The 14,813-nt window shown below is 62.9% G+C and carries 9 protein-coding genes; 7 read left to right on the forward strand and 2 right to left on the reverse strand.

Annotated features, from left to right (window positions below):
• Positions 1-37 precede the first annotated feature (37 nt).
• Positions 38-1,636 carry an argininosuccinate lyase gene (locus ACZ0AI_RS21590; protein WP_463563624.1) on the reverse strand — a complete coding sequence of 533 codons (1,599 nt, stop codon included), beginning with the start codon at positions 1,634-1,636 and terminating at the stop codon, positions 38-40.
• A gap of 35 nt (positions 1,637-1,671) precedes the next feature.
• Positions 1,672-2,913, reverse strand: a complete 1,242-nt coding sequence (locus tag ACZ0AI_RS21595; protein WP_463570084.1) for an OprD family porin — start codon at positions 2,911-2,913, stop codon at positions 1,672-1,674.
• A gap of 287 nt (positions 2,914-3,200) precedes the next feature.
• On the opposite strand from ACZ0AI_RS21595, the gene ACZ0AI_RS21600 reads away from it, so the two are divergent.
• The 7 genes from ACZ0AI_RS21600 to ACZ0AI_RS21630 all read left to right on the forward strand — a co-directional run bounded on the left by ACZ0AI_RS21600 (position 3,201) and on the right by ACZ0AI_RS21630 (position 14,555).
• On the forward strand, positions 3,201-4,142 hold the full coding sequence (locus tag ACZ0AI_RS21600; RefSeq protein WP_463563626.1) for an AEC family transporter: 942 nt from the start codon (positions 3,201-3,203) through the stop codon (positions 4,140-4,142).
• Positions 4,143-4,454: 312 nt separating this feature from the next.
• Positions 4,455-5,243 carry a YfaP family protein gene (locus ACZ0AI_RS21605; protein ID WP_463563627.1) on the forward strand — a complete coding sequence of 263 codons (789 nt, stop codon included), beginning with the start codon at positions 4,455-4,457 and terminating at the stop codon, positions 5,241-5,243.
• 30 nt (positions 5,244-5,273) lie between these two features.
• Positions 5,274-6,917 (forward strand): DUF2138 domain-containing protein, encoded by a 1,644-nt coding sequence (locus tag ACZ0AI_RS21610; protein ID WP_463563628.1) that lies wholly within the window; start codon positions 5,274-5,276, stop codon positions 6,915-6,917.
• 26 nt (positions 6,918-6,943) lie between these two features.
• Entirely contained in the window at positions 6,944-7,576 is a 633-nt protein-coding gene (locus ACZ0AI_RS21615) for a DUF1175 domain-containing protein (protein ID WP_463565991.1), read from the forward strand.
• Positions 7,573-12,102, forward strand: a complete 4,530-nt coding sequence (locus tag ACZ0AI_RS21620; RefSeq protein WP_463565992.1) for an alpha-2-macroglobulin family protein — start codon at positions 7,573-7,575, stop codon at positions 12,100-12,102. The genes ACZ0AI_RS21615 and ACZ0AI_RS21620 overlap by 4 nt, the downstream gene beginning before the upstream one ends.
• 52 nt (positions 12,103-12,154) lie before the next feature.
• Positions 12,155-13,753 carry a DUF2300 domain-containing protein gene (locus ACZ0AI_RS21625; protein ID WP_463565993.1) on the forward strand — a complete coding sequence of 533 codons (1,599 nt, stop codon included), beginning with the start codon at positions 12,155-12,157 and terminating at the stop codon, positions 13,751-13,753.
• Positions 13,754-13,757: 4 nt separating this feature from the next.
• Entirely contained in the window at positions 13,758-14,555 is a 798-nt protein-coding gene (locus tag ACZ0AI_RS21630; RefSeq protein ID WP_463563629.1) for a YfaP family protein, read from the forward strand.
• Positions 14,556-14,813: the final 258 nt, after the last annotated feature.

Raw genomic sequence — 14,813 nt, forward strand, 5'->3', positions numbered from 1 at the left:
CAGTCGGCAACCGGTAGTGGCCGGTCGCCGCTCCGTGTCAGTTAGCGTCACGTGCCAGCTTGCCGAAGGCGTCGTCCAGCGCCTTGTCTGCATCCAGCAAGTGTTGACGGCGCTCCTGCATCCAGGCCTGGTCTGTATCTAGCGATTGACCTGCCTCGGTCAGCATGCGCTTGACTTCGGCTGGCTGGGGGCCGCCAGTGCCCTTGCGTGTTTCTACCATGTTGCGCGGTGACAGCGTGGCTCGGAAGGCCGCCTCGTCCAGCGGCAGCCGCTCGGTTTTCCATTTGTATTTCTGCGCGGCTTTGGCGTATAGCCGCTGTGCATCGGTGTAAGGAAAATCTTTCGGCAGCAGCCCCTTGTCGCGAGCTTCTCCGACAATCATGGAGGCGAAACTGTGGCCGATACGGAACGGCACCTTGTGTTCGCGTTCCAGGGTATCGGCCAGCTCCATGGACGTCGTCCAGTCCGCGTCGAGCTCCTCCATGGCGCGCTCGGGATTGATTACCAGTGCGGCCAAAACCTTGTCCAGTCGCTCGAACATGTCCGTGGCCGAGGTGAATAGCTCCAGAGATTCGAAAGCCGCCTTGTAGTCGGTCATGCCGGTCGTGACATTGTGCGCGCGGAGAGTGGTCGCCCCTGCCAGGCCGACCACGTCTGAGGCTGATTCGCGGGTACGCATCAGCAGGCCCGGATTGCGCTTCTGCGGCATGGCGCTGCTGCTGTAGGTCGAGCTTTCATCGAGTAGCAGCCAGGGGCGCGTCTGGTGGTACTGGGTGTGGATGTCGCCAATCAGCGCCCCGACGCGAATCGCCGAGGATGACGCGATGCCAGCTGCCTCCAGAGGAATGTCAAAGGTAGAGATCTGCCCGGCATCCAGGGAGTTTTCCCGTACGCCGTCGAAGCCCAGTAGTTCGCCCAGGCGTTCTCGATTCAGCGGCCAGCCGGAGTTGGCGAGAACCGCTGTGCCCATTGGGCTGAGATTCAAACGAGCGTAGAGCTGGCGAACGCGCTCGGCGTCGCGCTCGAAGGATGCCGCGAAAGCCAGTAGGTAGTGCGCGTAGCTGATCGGCATCGCCTGCACGCCGTTGGTGTAGGCAGGAACCAGGGTATCGACATGGTCTGCGGCGATCTTCAGCAGGCTGCTGCGGGTGGCATTCAACGCGTCGCTGTAGTCCAATATTTGCCCGCGCAGCACGGCCAGGCGATAGGTGGCGTACATGTCCTGGCGGCTGCGTCCTGAGTGGATCAGCGACGCTTCGGGGCCAATCTTGTCGATCATGATCTTTTCCACCTGCAGCACATCACTGGGGCGTTTGCCGTGCGGCTGTTGCGCCTGGTCGATAACGTGCTGCACGCCGCCAGCGATTCGCCGACCTAGCGGCGCATCGACGATTCCCTCTTCGGTAAGCATGACGATCGATGCTTTGTTGATGCGGTTCATCCAGTCGAACTGGTCTTCGTAAGCACCGCCTTTGGGGGCTTTTCCATCGACGGTGGCGCCGATCTTTTCCGCCTGCGCCGCACACTCTGCCGTGGTTCGGCAGGGTAGGTCAGCGGTGTTGGCTGCTTGCACGCCGTGGGCGAAAAGCAAGGCATAAGCCACCGATAGGGCAATGAGGGTTTTTCTGGGTTGCATGGCGTTTTCTCCGGTCGGATCGCAGTGAGGTTTTGTCAGAAAAGCGGCAAGGTGTAGCTGATGATCAGGCGGTTCTGGTTCACATCGTTGCCGCCATTGCTGCGGTAGCTGCCATTACGCCACTTGATGCCCAGATTTCTCAGGGCGCCGGTTTGCACCACGTAACCGATGTCTGTGTTGCGCTCCCACTCTTTACCCTCGCGACCGCCTGCGCGCTCGAAATTGTCGCCGCTTAAGTAACGGGTCATGAAACTCAGGCCGGGAATGCCGAGAGCGGTGAAGTCATAGTCGTAGCGTGCCTGCCAGGAGCGTTCGTTGGGGCTGGCGAAGTCCGCTGAGATCATCACGTAGTTGACCAGGTAGGAGTTGGTACCCTCGATATGCGGGAAGCCCGTTTCGCCATCCATCTGCTGATAGGCCATGCCAAAGGAGTGCCCGCCCAGGTTGTAGGTGAACTTGGCACCGAATGCCTTGTTATCGACATTGCTGTTGCCGTCGTTGCTTGAGTGGGCGTAGCGGATGTCGCTGTCTATGGATTGATCCCCTGACAGGGGAAGGCGGTGCCTGAGATTGACGATGTGCTGTTTGTAGTTCTGGTCGAGGTGGCCGTAGTTGTAGGCTGTAGTGAGGTTCTTATTCCACTTGTAGCTGGCTCCGCCGAAGTTGAACTCGTCGCTGGCCCGGCCTCCGCTGATTCCTTTACCGGCGACCAGCATGTCATCGCTTGCGCTGGCATTGCGCAAGCTGTTCTGGGTCAGGCGACCAAGATCCAAGGTAAGGCCAGCGAGCTCTTTCGATTGCAGTTGCGTGCCGCGAAAGGTCTGCGGCAACAGGCGCGAATCGCTGGGTAGCACAGTCGGCAGCTTGGGGATCAGGGTGCCGACGTGCAGGGTGGTTTTCGACAGGCGAGCCTTGGCTGCCACGCCCAGCTGACTGTAGTCGTCCGGGGCCTTGTCGTTACCTACAGGTAGCAAGCCGGTGTTTTGCCTATCCGGGCCCGAGTCCAGCTTCAGGCCGAGCAAGCCCATTGCGTCGACACCGAAGCCTACCGGGCCCTCCGTAAAGCCCGACTGGTAATTGAGCAAAAAGCCCTGAGCCCATTCATCTCGCTTGGACTGGCTGGCACCATCCTGGCGGAAGTCATGGTTGAAGTAGAAGTTGCGTAGTTCGAGGGTGGCTTTGCTGTCTTCGAGAAACGCTGCCTGAGCGGCGAGTGGCAGGGCGAGGGTCGTACCGGCTGCGAGCGCAGCGGTCAAACGCGAGGCGCATCTGATCATTTTGAAGGTCTCGATTCATTGTTGTTATTCGTATGTCGCCAGTCGAGTGGCGGCGCACTGCAGATTAAAAGCAACAAGTCGAGATTAAAAATATATATAAGGTATCGGATTGATACTTTTAAAGTTATGCCTTGCCGCGCAAGAAAACGGCCGTCGCTTGAGCGATTATTGCTGCCTTGGAGGCCCGCATAGCGCTTGCTTTGCTATGATTAGCAGCCCTACCGACGTGCCTGATGCTCAGGCGCGCTGTCGGTTGCAGCCGCCACCTTTCCGCTCCCGGGACTTCCATGCTCGCCGTGCTTCAGCAAACCCTCGGCATTACTGCTCCGGTTTTCTCCATGCTGTTTCTCGGCGTGCTGCTCAAGCGGCTGCGCTGGATAAACGACGCATTCATCGACACCGCCTCGTCTCTGGTGTTTCGCGGCACCATGCCGGCGCTGCTGTTCCTCAGCATCGTCAAGGCGGATCTGGGCACGGCGCTCAAGCCAGCGCTGATCGGTTATTTCGTATTGGCCACCCTGATCAGTTTCGTCATCGCCTGGGGCTGGGCGATCTGGCGCTGTCCGATGGCCGAACGCGGCATCTACACCCAGGGGGCGTTTCGCGGTAACAACGGCATCGTCGGTCTGGCGCTGGCCGCCAGTATGTATGGCGACTATGGCCTGTCGGTCGGCGCGGTGCTCGGCGGCGTGGTGATCGTTTGCTACAACGTGCTTTCGGCGATCGTTCTGACTGTCTATGCACCAGGTGTTAAGGCTGACTGGCGGGCGCTGTGCAAGGGCATCATCACCAACCCGCCGATCATCGGCGTGTTGTTGGCCATCCCGGTTGCCTACTGGCAAATTCCGCTGCCGCATTGGGCGATGGTGTCTGGCGAGTACTTTGCACAGATGACCCTGCCGCTGGCGTTGATTTGCATCGGTGGCACCTTGTCGCTGACTTCGCTGCGTGAAAGTAGTGGCGTGGCAGTCGGTTCGAGCCTGATGAAAATGGTCTGGCTGCCGCTGTTCGCGACCCTGGGGGCCTGGGCATGCGGTTTTCGTGACGCCGATTTGGCGATCCTTTTTCTGTATTTCGCCAGCCCCACGGCCGCCGCCAGCTTCGTTATGGCGCGGGCAATGAACGGCAACTATCAGCTTGCGGCCGCGATCATCGTCATCACAACCCTGGCGGCAGTGATCACCACCAACGTCGGGCTGCTGCTATTGCAGTGGTCGGGGTGGATTTAGTGATCACCTGTTCATAACGAGTGGCGCTAACGGCGTGTTCTGGTCTGTGATCCAGTGCCGATTCGCGCGTGCCACGATTGTTAGTTGTGGGGTAAATGGTTAGCATCCTTTGCCTGCGTGTAACCTCATGTGACGACGCCTCGGCAGTGTTTGATCGTCGATGAAGGTGCGCTGTCGCCTACTAATGAGCCTACGATGTGAAGTGCGGATGCCAGGCTGTCGAGCCTGAGCCAGCACAAGGAGTGCAGTGCAGTGGTTCGTCCATATTCGCGACGAGGGTCGTTTCGGCTCGTTCGGGCCCATGCCCGGCTTGTGCGTCGCGTGCTGCTTCTGTACGTTGTCCTGATGCCTCCCATGACCCAGGCCGACCCCTCTGTATCGCTGCAAGGCCCCAGCGGCGGCTGGCGTTATCACGGCCTCAATAACGGTGCCGACGAAGCACGCGTCGCGTACCCGACTCCGCCCATCGACCGTGGCGCCCAGCGTGGCCGGAGCATGATCGAGGGCACTCTGCAGAACATCGGCCAGTTGCGCCCGCCCCATCGGCTGGTGGTCAATGGCAACCCACTGCCGCTGTACACCGACGAGCAGGGCCGTTTCGCCCGGCCTTATGCCTTCGGCGCCGGCTCCAACAGCGTCGAGCTGGTGGCAGGCGAGGGGCAGTCGCTCAAACGCATTCAATTCTATGAAGCCAACAACCTGCGCACGCCAGCGCGCATGCGCATCGTGCTGGGTTGGGACGATCCCAAGGCCGAGCTCGACCTGCACGTGGTCACCCCGGATGGTCAGCACGCCTTCTGGAGTCGGCCGGTGCTGACCAATGGCGGTGGCCTGGATGTCGACAGCGTCGATGGCCCCGGCCCGGAAATGTTCACCATGACCGCGCCGCTGCAGGGTACCTATCTGATCTACGTGAATTATTGGGGCAACCTGGGTAGCGGTGGTTACAACTTCGACGCTGGCAGCAACCAGAACGAGATCATCACCGCGCAGATCAACCTGATTTTCAACGAGAACACCGTCAACGAAAAGCGCGAGACGTTCCTGGTGCCGCTACGCGCCATTGGCGAGCTGCTTTTCGTCAAATCTTTCAATTATTGAACCCGATGCTCGGATGAACTGGGACTTTTTATGAACCGGATGATCACCGCCCACTTGCAGCGCGTCTCTACACTGGCGCTGGCTGTGCTGCTTGCCGCCTGCGGCCAGGATTCCCGCGAGCTGGGTGAACGCAGTGCCCTGGGCCTGGATCTGCAGCACCCCGATGCGCTGATCGAGAGTGCCTCGCTCAGCGGTCTGCCCAAGGATCTGCTGGCGGTGCCGCTGCTGCGCGACACCCTTACCGAAGACTTCGTCTTCTACTACGAGCACAACGCTGACCGCCTCGGGCTGGTTGGCAGCCTGCGGCGGATCATCTACGAGCGCGACCTGAAGTTGCGTGACAACCTGCTCGACGAGCTGCTCGACCAGCCCGCCGATGTCGCTCTGTGGAAGGGCGCCGATGGCAAGCTCAAGCATTTCCTGATGGTCATGCAGCGCGGCGGCCTGGCCAAGGTGCTTGAGCCGCTGGCCCATATCGCGCTGGACGACAGCCAGCTGAAGCAGGCTGGCGAGCTGCGCGTCGATGGCAGCAGCGTGCCGCTGTATCGCCTCAACTATCTGGGCGACCGTGCGCTGCTGCTGGCCAGCCATGGCGACAAGCTGTTGGTGCTGTCTTCACCTGGCATGCTGCTCGGCGAGGACGACAAGCTCGGCCGAGAAGCCGTGGAGTCGGTAGAGTCCTTGCTCGATGGCGACAACCCGTTTCCCAAGCGCTTCGGCCTCAAGGCCCGTGAGCAGGAGCAGCAGCGCATTTCCCTCAGCGGCGAGTATGTCGCCCTCGGCTACCAGCGCTTCTTCCCGGCCTTCGCCGGTCTGCGTTTCGAAAAAGGCGAGGGCGGCTGGAGCAGCTTCCTGGCTCTTAACGAAGTCGATGACCAGCCGGGGCTGGATTTCACGCCGATCTGGAAAGCCATGCCGATGGGCGCCAGCGCCTGTGTGGCGGTTCCCGTGGCGCCGGGCAGTGCCGAGCGGCTGCTGACCCGTGTCGGTGCCAGCAAGGAAGTCAGCGAAGATCTCGAAAAACGCCTGGGCAGCACCGCCGGCCTGTGCTGGTACGCCGACTCACGACTGCATTCGCCGTTGCTGGTCACTCACCTCGACGAAGCCGTCACGCCTGAGCTCGATCAGGCCATCGGTGGGCTGTTCGACGGCATGATCGGCGCGTTCGAACCCAATGCCGAAAACGGCCGCTTCCCGGTGGAAAGTCAGAGCACCGCCGACGGCCATACCTGGCGCCGCGAGGTGGGCTCCAATTTCGGCCAGTACCCGGCCGAGCAGAGCGCGGCAGCCGATGCCATGGTCTCCCGCAGCTTCTTCCGCGTGAGCCTGGCGCGTCAGGGGCAGACGCTGCTGTTCTCGCTGGATGACCGGTTGGTGGACAAGGCGCTCGATACGCTTGGTAAACGCTTTCCGCCGCTTGCCGAGGTGCTGCCTGCCGATGGCCTGGTGCCCGGCTATCTGGCACCCGAGGGTCTGTCGCGTCTGCTCGAACAGGAAACCCTGGACAGTTTGCCGGCCAACTACGAGCCAGTATTTCGCAACGCCGCCGACACTCACCTGCTGCCCAAGCTTCGCGCCATGGGCCGCTACGGCCAGTTCGCGCTGACGCTGCCGGCAGGCACCGAGGCGGATGATGACTGGAAGTGGATTCCGCTCGAGTGGCGCGCCCTTTGATCATTTCCGTTCCCGGATGGCGCGCGCTGCTGGCCGCTGCATTGCTGGCGCTCAGCTTTGCCGCCCGCGCCGAGCCCGCGCCGGTATCTACGGAAGGGCTGAACCCCGAGCAGTCGCAGATATTCCGCGCCTGGTTCGTGCGTATCGCCCAGGAGCAACTGCGCCAGGGGCCGAGCCCGCGCTGGCACCAGCAGGACTGTGTTGGCCTGGTGCGCTTCGCCGCCAACGAAGCGCTCAAGGTGCATGACGCCAAGTGGCTGCACGCCAATGGCCTGTCCAATCGCTACCTGCCGCCGGAGCTGGAACTGGACGACGCCCAGCGCCGTCTGGCGCAGAACTGGCAACAGGGCGGCGGCAAACAGGGCCCTTACGTCAATGCGATCAAGATGATCCAGTTCAACAGCCAGTTGGTCGGTCGCGATCTGAACCAGGCCCGCCCCGGCGACCTGATGTTCTTCGATCAGGGCGATGACCAGCACCTGATGATCTGGATGGGCCGCGACATCGTTTACCACACCGGCACCACCACTCCCACGGATAACGGCATGCGTGCCGTCAGCCTGCAACAACTCATGACATGGAAGGACACCCGATGGATACCCGACGACGCCAACCCCAACTTTATCGGCATCTATCGGCTGAATTTCCTCGCGCGATGAACCGCCTGCTGGCTGTCGCGCTGCTGGCCTTGTTGCCCCTGGCTACTCAGGCGGAGGACGAGGTGCCGGCGAGCAACTACACGCCGCTGTCCGGCGAGTCGTTCTTCCTGCTCGCCGATTCGAGCTTTGCCGCCGATGAAGTGGCCACCGTGCGCCTCGAAGCGCCGGGCCGCGACTACCGCCGCTATCGCATGGAAGGCTACGGCGGTGTCGACATGCGCCTGTACCGCATCGACCAGCCGCTGGAGTTTCTCAAGCGCCAGAAGAACCTGCACCGCGTGGTTGCCGAGGGGCAGTTCAAGGGCGAGGGGCTGTCCAATACCCTGTCCTACCTGTGGGACAACTGGTACCGCAAGTCCCGCCGGGTGATGCAGCGTGCCTTCTCCTACGAGTCGCGTAAGCAGGTCACCGAGGAAGCGCCGGAACTGAAGATGGGTAGCGCCATCGCTGCGCCCACCGAGTTCACCCCGCAGGTGCAGTTCGCGCCGATGAAGGGGCTGCCGCTGGTGGCCGAGTTCCGCTATCCGTTGTGGGAGGCCAAGCCGATCGAACCGCCTGCAGGCGTCGACCTGTCCGGTTCATCGAGCAACTTCGTCAGCGTCGCTTCGGGCAACGTCTATGTGCCGCTGGGCAAGCTGAAGCCGGGCCTGTACCTGGCCGAGGCGATCATCGGCAAGTACCGCGCCACTACCGTGGTGTTCGTTTCCAACACCGTGGCAGTGAGCAAGATCGCCGGTGGCGAGCTGCTGGTGTGGACGGCTGACAAGCATCAGGGCACGCCGGTCGCTGGCGCCCAGTTGCTGTGGAGCGATGGCCTGGGTGTGATGACCAGCGGCAAGACCGACGCCCAGGGCCTGCTGCGCCTGGGCCACGCCAGCCCGGAGCGCTCCTACGTGATCGGCGAGGACGCCGATGGCGGTGTGTTCGTCTCCGAAAACTTCTACTACGACAGTGAAATCTACGACACCAAGCTGTACGCCTTCACCGACCGCCCGCTGTATCGCCCTGGCGATTGGGTCGAGGTAAAGATCGTTGGTCGTGAGTTCAAGAATGCTCGCGAGTCGGTGGCCGCCAACACTGCGCCGATCAGCCTCAGCGTGCTGGATGCCAACGGCACCGTGCTGCAGACCCAGAAGGTCGACTTCGACGGTGCCAGTGGTGGTCAGGGGCGCTTCCAGCTGCCGGACAATGCCGTCGCAGGCGGCTACGAACTGCGCTTCGCCTACCGCGATCAGCTGTACAGCAGCGCCTTCCGGGTGGCCGAGTACATCAAACCGCACTTCGAAGTGTCGCTGGATCTGGACAAGCCGGACTTCCGCACCGGTGAACCGGTCAAGGGCGCTCTGGTGCTTCTCTACCCGGATGGCAAACCGGTGGTGGATGCCAAGGTGCAGTTGAGCCTGCGTGCCCAGCAACTGTCGATGGTCGACAACGAGCTGCAGTACCTCGGCCAGTTCCCGGTCGAGCTGGCCAGCAGCGAAGTGAGCACCGATAGCCAGGGCCGCGCCGTGCTCGACCTGCCGGCCGCGGACAAGCCCAGCCGCTACCTGCTCAGCGTATTCGCCAGCGATGGCGCCGCCTACCGGGTCAAGACCAGCAAGGAAATCCTCATCGAACGGGGTGCTGCCCGCTACCGCGTGAGTGCGCCACAGCGCTTCAGCGCCGCTGGTCAGGCAGTCAACTTCGCGTATCAGAGCGAAGGCGCCAGTGAGCGCAAGCCAGCCCGTTACGAGTGGGTGCGCCTGGAAGACCAGAGCACCGGCAACGGCGAGCTGGCGGCGGATGCCAAGGGCTTCGAGCTGAACTTCGAGCGCCCCGGCACCTACAGCATCACCCTCAAGGACAGCAGCGGGCTGATCCTCGGCGCCACTGGCCATTCGGTGAGCGGCGAAGGCGTCAAATCCGTCGCTGGCACCATCGAGATCGTGCTCGACAAGGCCGAGTACCTGGCCGGCGAAGAAGCCCTGGCCCTGATCACGTTCCCGGAGCCGGTCAGCGACGCGCTGCTGACCCTGGAGCGTGACAAGGTCGAGGCCACGGCGTTGCTCTCCAAGGGCGGCGACTGGCTCAAACTCGAGCGCCTGTCCGATACCCAGTACCGTGCGCGAATTCCTGTAGGCAATGATTTCTCGCCGAATATCACCTTCTCCGCGCTCTATACCCGTGGTGGCGATTACAGCTTCCAGAACGCCGGCATCAAGGTCGCCACGCCGCAGATCGACATCGCCATCAAGGCCGACAAGGAAGTGGTACAGCCAGGTGAACTGGTCACCGTCGAGCTGAGCACTCTGTTCGAAGGCAAGTCGGTGCCGACGCGTCTGACGGTCAGCGTTGTGGACGAGATGATCTACGCCCTGCAGCCAGAAATCGCCCCGGGCATCGATCAGTTCTTCTATCACCCACGGCGCAACAACGTGCGCACCAGTGCCAGCCTGTCGTTCATCAGCTATGACCTGGCCCTGCCGGGTACGCCAAGTGCACCGAGCCGCGCCAACCGCAGCGAGCGGGGCGTCAAAGTGCTGGAGCGGCCACGCCGCGAAGAGGTCGACACCGCTTCCTGGCAGCCGGATCTGGTCACCGATGCCGACGGCAAGGCTCGCTTCAGCTTCCGCATGCCCGACTCGCTGACCCGCTGGCGCATCACCGCCCGGGCGGTGAGCGCCGATGGTGACGTGGGCCAGAAGCGTCAGTTCGTGCGCTCGGAAAAACCGCTGTACCTGAAATGGAGCGGCCCGAGCCGTTTCCGTGTCGGCGACAAACCCGCACTGGGTCTGTTCGCCTTCAACCAGGGCGAAGAGGGCGCCAAAGCGGAACTGCTGATCCGTCATGGAGAACAGCAACAGCGCCGTGAAGTGGTACTGGCCAAGGGCATCAACTACCTGCCCGTCGAGGAAGCGGTGATCGCTGCTGGTGATTTCAGTGCCGAACTGCGCCAGGGCGACAAGGTGGCCGATGCGCTGGCGGTGAATCTACGCACAGTCGCCGCGGGCTGGCAGCAGGTGCGCAGCACGCGCCTTTCGGCTTTCCCGGGCAGCACGGCGCTGCAGTTGCCTGCCGATGCCAGCCAGGTGCAAGTGCGCCTGGACGACAGTGGTGCCGGCCTGTTCGGCGCAGCCCTGGATGACCTGCTCGCCTATCCCTATGGCGGTGTCGAGCAGACCGCCAGCCGTCTGTTGCCGCTGAGCCTGGCTTACCCGACCCTGGCAGCGGGCGAGCCGCGGATCAAGGATCGCCTGCGTCTGGTCATGCAGAACAGCCGCCTGCGCCTGGTGCAGATGGCCGGGCCGGAAGCGACCTTCACCTGGTGGGGCGGCGATGCCGATGGCGACGCCTTCCTTACCGCCTACGCCTATTTCGCTGACTGGCACGCCAGCCGCGCGCTGCAGATCCAGTTGCCGCCGGAGCACTGGCAGCGTCTGCTGGAACTGTATGCCAAACGCGCTCAGGACACGCCATTGCTGCAACGCGCGCTGGTCATCGCGTTCTCCCGTGATATGGGCTTGCCGGTGAAAACCCTGCTCGAGGGGCTGGTGTATGATCTGGCCGCGGCAGGAGAGGGCGAGGAAGCGGTGCTCGGTGAAGGTGACAGCCTGGTGATGGCTGCACCGGATTCCGCGCTCGGTCTGGCGATTGCCCGCGAGCTGGGCGTCAAGCTGGCGCAGCGCGCTGGCGTGCCGGTATCAGATGAGCTGCTCGCGCAGATGGATGCTGTTCGTGGGCGTCTCGCTGAGAGCCAGTCACCCTTCGTCGACGCCGTCGGTCTGTATCTGGATGGCCCGGATCGCCAGCGGGCTCAGCGTCTGCTCGGCGAGCTGGCGCCTGCCCAGGCTGGCCTGGAGCGCGCTTTGGCGCTGACCTGGCTGCAGCCGTCACTGGATCTGCGTAGCACGCAACCCGCGTTGGTGCTGGAAGGCGACTGGCGGGCCGTGGAAGGCACGACTGGCGAAACCTACTGGCAGTGGAACGGCGCTCAGCCGCCCCAGGCGTTGGTGCTGGCCGGTGATCTGGATCAGCCGAGCGAGGTGCGCATCGATTACCAGAGCGCACAGGCAGTGCCGAGTGCTGTGCCAGTGACCATCAAACGCCGCCTGCTGGAGTTGGTCGAGAGCGATGAAGCCTTCGTGTTCAGCGCTCATGAAGTAGGCAAGGATGATATCTCCAGCTCCAGTCTGTATCTGGACGAAATCACCCTGAGCAGCGAATCGGAACAGACCCTGCGCTACGGCATGCTGGAAGTGCCGCTGCCACCGGGCGCCGATGTCGAACGCACCACCTGGGGCATCCAGGTAAGTGGCCTGGGCGGCGATGAAGCCTCGGCACTGGAAAAGGCCCGCAACGAGCCGGGCGAATTGAGCTACGCCGTACCGGTAGACAGCCTGCAGGGCGAACTGGTTTTGCGCCACCTGGTGCGCTTCTCGCAGAAGGGCGAGTTCGTGTTGCCGCCAGCCCGTTATGTGCGCTTGTACGCGCCGGGCCAGCAGGCGCTGGAGGCCGAGCCGGCCTTGCAGAAGGTCACCGTTGAGTAGGCGTTCTATCCTCGCTTCGCTGGCATTGCTATCCGCTTTCTCAGGGCCGGCAATGGCAGCCGAAGCGCCGCTGTCGCTGGCCTGGCAAACGGCCGACGGCAGCGAACTGCTGCGCCTCGATGGGCAAAGGTTGATCAGTCGTGAACCGCTGCCCGCTACGCTGCAGGCGCCGCTTGGCAGTCTGTGGAAACTGTTCGTGTATGCCTATCTGGTGGACACCAAACAAACTGACAACGGCTACCAGTGCCGCGGTCAGAGCAAGGAAGAGGTCTACTGCTGCAACCCGGGCGAGAGCATCGACCGCGATCAGGCACTGGTGAAATCCTGTGGCCTGTACTTCGAGCAGGACAATCTGCAACTGACCGAGAGCGACTGGTCACGTTACTGGCAGGCACGCCAGGCGCCGGCTTGGATCACAGAGCGCAAGCGCCTGATGCCGGAAACCCGCGTGTCGGTTCAGCAACTGCTCGCTCAACTCGCGCAACTGCCGGCTCAGGCGGATGCGCGCAAGGTCTTGCTGGACGTGATCCTCGGCAGCGCTAACGGTGCTGCTGTCAGCGCCCTGGGTGGTCGCCTGCGGGTGAAAACCTGGAGCTGGCTGGCCGATGGAGATCCTCTGGCGCGCCAGGGTGGTTTTGCCGGCTGGCTGGCCGATGGCACGCCGATATGGGCCGGTGGTTCGGGCACCAGCATGATGGTGCTCAAGCGCTACACCGAGCCGCTCGGCCAGGTACTGCCCACGCCCTGGCCGAGCGAAGCCGGCAGTTGTGTAGAGGTGCGCCTGTTCGCCCGCTATCCGCTGCGCCAGCTCAGGCGCGAGGGCAGTGACGGTGTGGTGGAGCCGGGGGCGCTCAATGGTCGCTACGAGGTGGAGTTCGCCAACGGCAATCGCCTGCCCATCGAAAGCCATGGCGAGCTGTTTCTCGAACGTTCGGGCGAGGGGCTGCAACTGACCGCTCACCTCAATCGTGAGGACTACGTCGCCCGCGTGCTGGATCGCGAAGCCTCGGCGCAGCCCGCCGAAGCCGCCAAGGCATTGGCCATCGCCGCCCGTACTTACTTGCTGCAGAGCGCCGGGCGTCGCGGCGAGTGCCTGCGCATCGACGACAGCAGCGCCAGTCAGCGGGTGGCGCCGCGCCCGGCCAGTCAGGGCGCCCGTGATATCGCCGCCTGGACCGCCGATCTGGTGCTGGCCGGGGTTCCCGTCACGTACCACAGCACCCAGCCCGGCCCTGATCGCCTGGCCTGGACGCAGGCCGTCGAGCAGGCTGGCAGCGGCCTGCGCTATGACGCCATCCTCGCCCGCGCTTTTCCACGGGCCACGTTGAGCCGCTGGGATAAACCGGTAGCCGCTTGCCAACCGCTTGCCGCCGCCGAGCAGTGGCTTCGCAAGCAGCGCCGCGACTGGCGCCCACGCTTGGACATGGAAGCGGGCTACGAGGAAATCCAGCAGTTCACCGTCTGCCAATTGGCGTCCGGCCGGCCCTATGTGGATCGCGAGCGGCAACGCATCTTCGTGCGCGGTTTCTTCTCGCTGCAAGACCGCCTCGACCTGACCCACGAATACTTGCACCTGGCGTTCGTCGCTCACCCCAATGGACAGGACGAGGCCTATGTCGAAGGCCTCGCCCGCACCCTGTTACTGGAATGACATCATGGCCCTGATCAATCCCCGTTTCGCTCTCTGCCTGACCCTGCTGCCGCTTTGCGCGCTGGCCGAGGTGCAGCTCGATACTCCACGCAGCGGCTGGCGCGTCGGCGGTGGTGACGGCGCGCAGTTCATGCAGCAGGTCAACTACCCGGCATCAAGCGTCAACAGCGCCGCCAATCAGGCCGACACCGCCCGCATCAAAGGCGCGATCAGCGCGCTGGAGAAGGACGGCAAGGCCCCCGGCCGGCTGGTGGTCAATGGTGTCAGCATGCCGCTGAAGATCGCCGAAGATGGCAGCTTCGATCGGCCCTTCGTGTTCTCCGAGGGCAGCAACAACGTCGAGGTGCGCAGCCCGGATGGCGGGCAGCGTCGCCGCGTACAGTTCTACAACAACGGCAGCGGCGAAACCCCGGCGCGCTTGCGCGTGGTGCTGTCATGGGACAGCGACAACACCGACCTCGACCTGCATCTGGTGACCCCCGATGGCGGCCACGTCTGGTACGGCGAGCGCTCCCTGGCCAACGGCGCAGCCCTGGATGTCGACGTGACCACCGGCTACGGCCCGGAAATGATCGCCACCCCAACGCCGCTCAAGGGCCAGTACCTGGTCTACGTGAATTATTACGGCGGTGGATACAGCTACGACGAAAGCGGAGAGAGCAGCGCCCAGCAGATTCTTACCACCGGGCAGATCACCGTGATCAGCGAAGAAGGCACGGTCAACGAAAAGCAGCAGAGCTTCCTCGTACCGATGCGTACACCGGGCGAGCTGACGCTGGTGAAAAGCTTCAGCTATCCGTAAGCGGCTGCTATCCAGAGGTAGCCTGGGTTGAGCATAGCGATACTCAGGGTTCGATCTTCCTGGTATCGCTGCGCTCAACCCAGGCTACAAGCCGGCGTTTCACCGTCGCCATCGTTTGATATCAAAAAAAGCTTATCCATCCTTCATTATTATTCGTTTGATGAAGTTTTCCTCGGTCGTCACACTCCGTTTCATTGTCCGAATCAGTTTCTCTGCTGAGGCGGGCAAGGTTGCACGCAGACGATTCCATCATCCAGG

Source organism: Pseudomonas sp. AC355 (assembly GCF_979258205.1).

What these genes read in the sequence shown, in the direction of transcription:
- ACZ0AI_RS21625 (WP_463565993.1), top strand. Translation starts at nt 12,155, where the DNA reads ATGGCAGCCGAAGCGCCGCTGTCGCTGGCCTGGCAAACGGCCGACGGC.
- ACZ0AI_RS21620 (WP_463565992.1), top strand. Translation starts at nt 7,573, where the DNA reads ATGAACCGCCTGCTGGCTGTCGCGCTGCTGGCCTTGTTGCCCCTGGCT.
- ACZ0AI_RS21630 (WP_463563629.1), top strand. Translation starts at nt 13,758, where the DNA reads ATGGCCCTGATCAATCCCCGTTTCGCTCTCTGCCTGACCCTGCTGCCG.
- ACZ0AI_RS21610 (WP_463563628.1), top strand. Translation starts at nt 5,274, where the DNA reads ATGAACCGGATGATCACCGCCCACTTGCAGCGCGTCTCTACACTGGCG.
- ACZ0AI_RS21595 (WP_463570084.1), bottom strand. Translation starts at nt 2,913, where the DNA reads ATGATCAGATGCGCCTCGCGTTTGACCGCTGCGCTCGCAGCCGGTACG.
- ACZ0AI_RS21590 (WP_463563624.1), bottom strand. Translation starts at nt 1,636, where the DNA reads ATGCAACCCAGAAAAACCCTCATTGCCCTATCGGTGGCTTATGCCTTG.
- ACZ0AI_RS21600 (WP_463563626.1), top strand. Translation starts at nt 3,201, where the DNA reads ATGCTCGCCGTGCTTCAGCAAACCCTCGGCATTACTGCTCCGGTTTTC.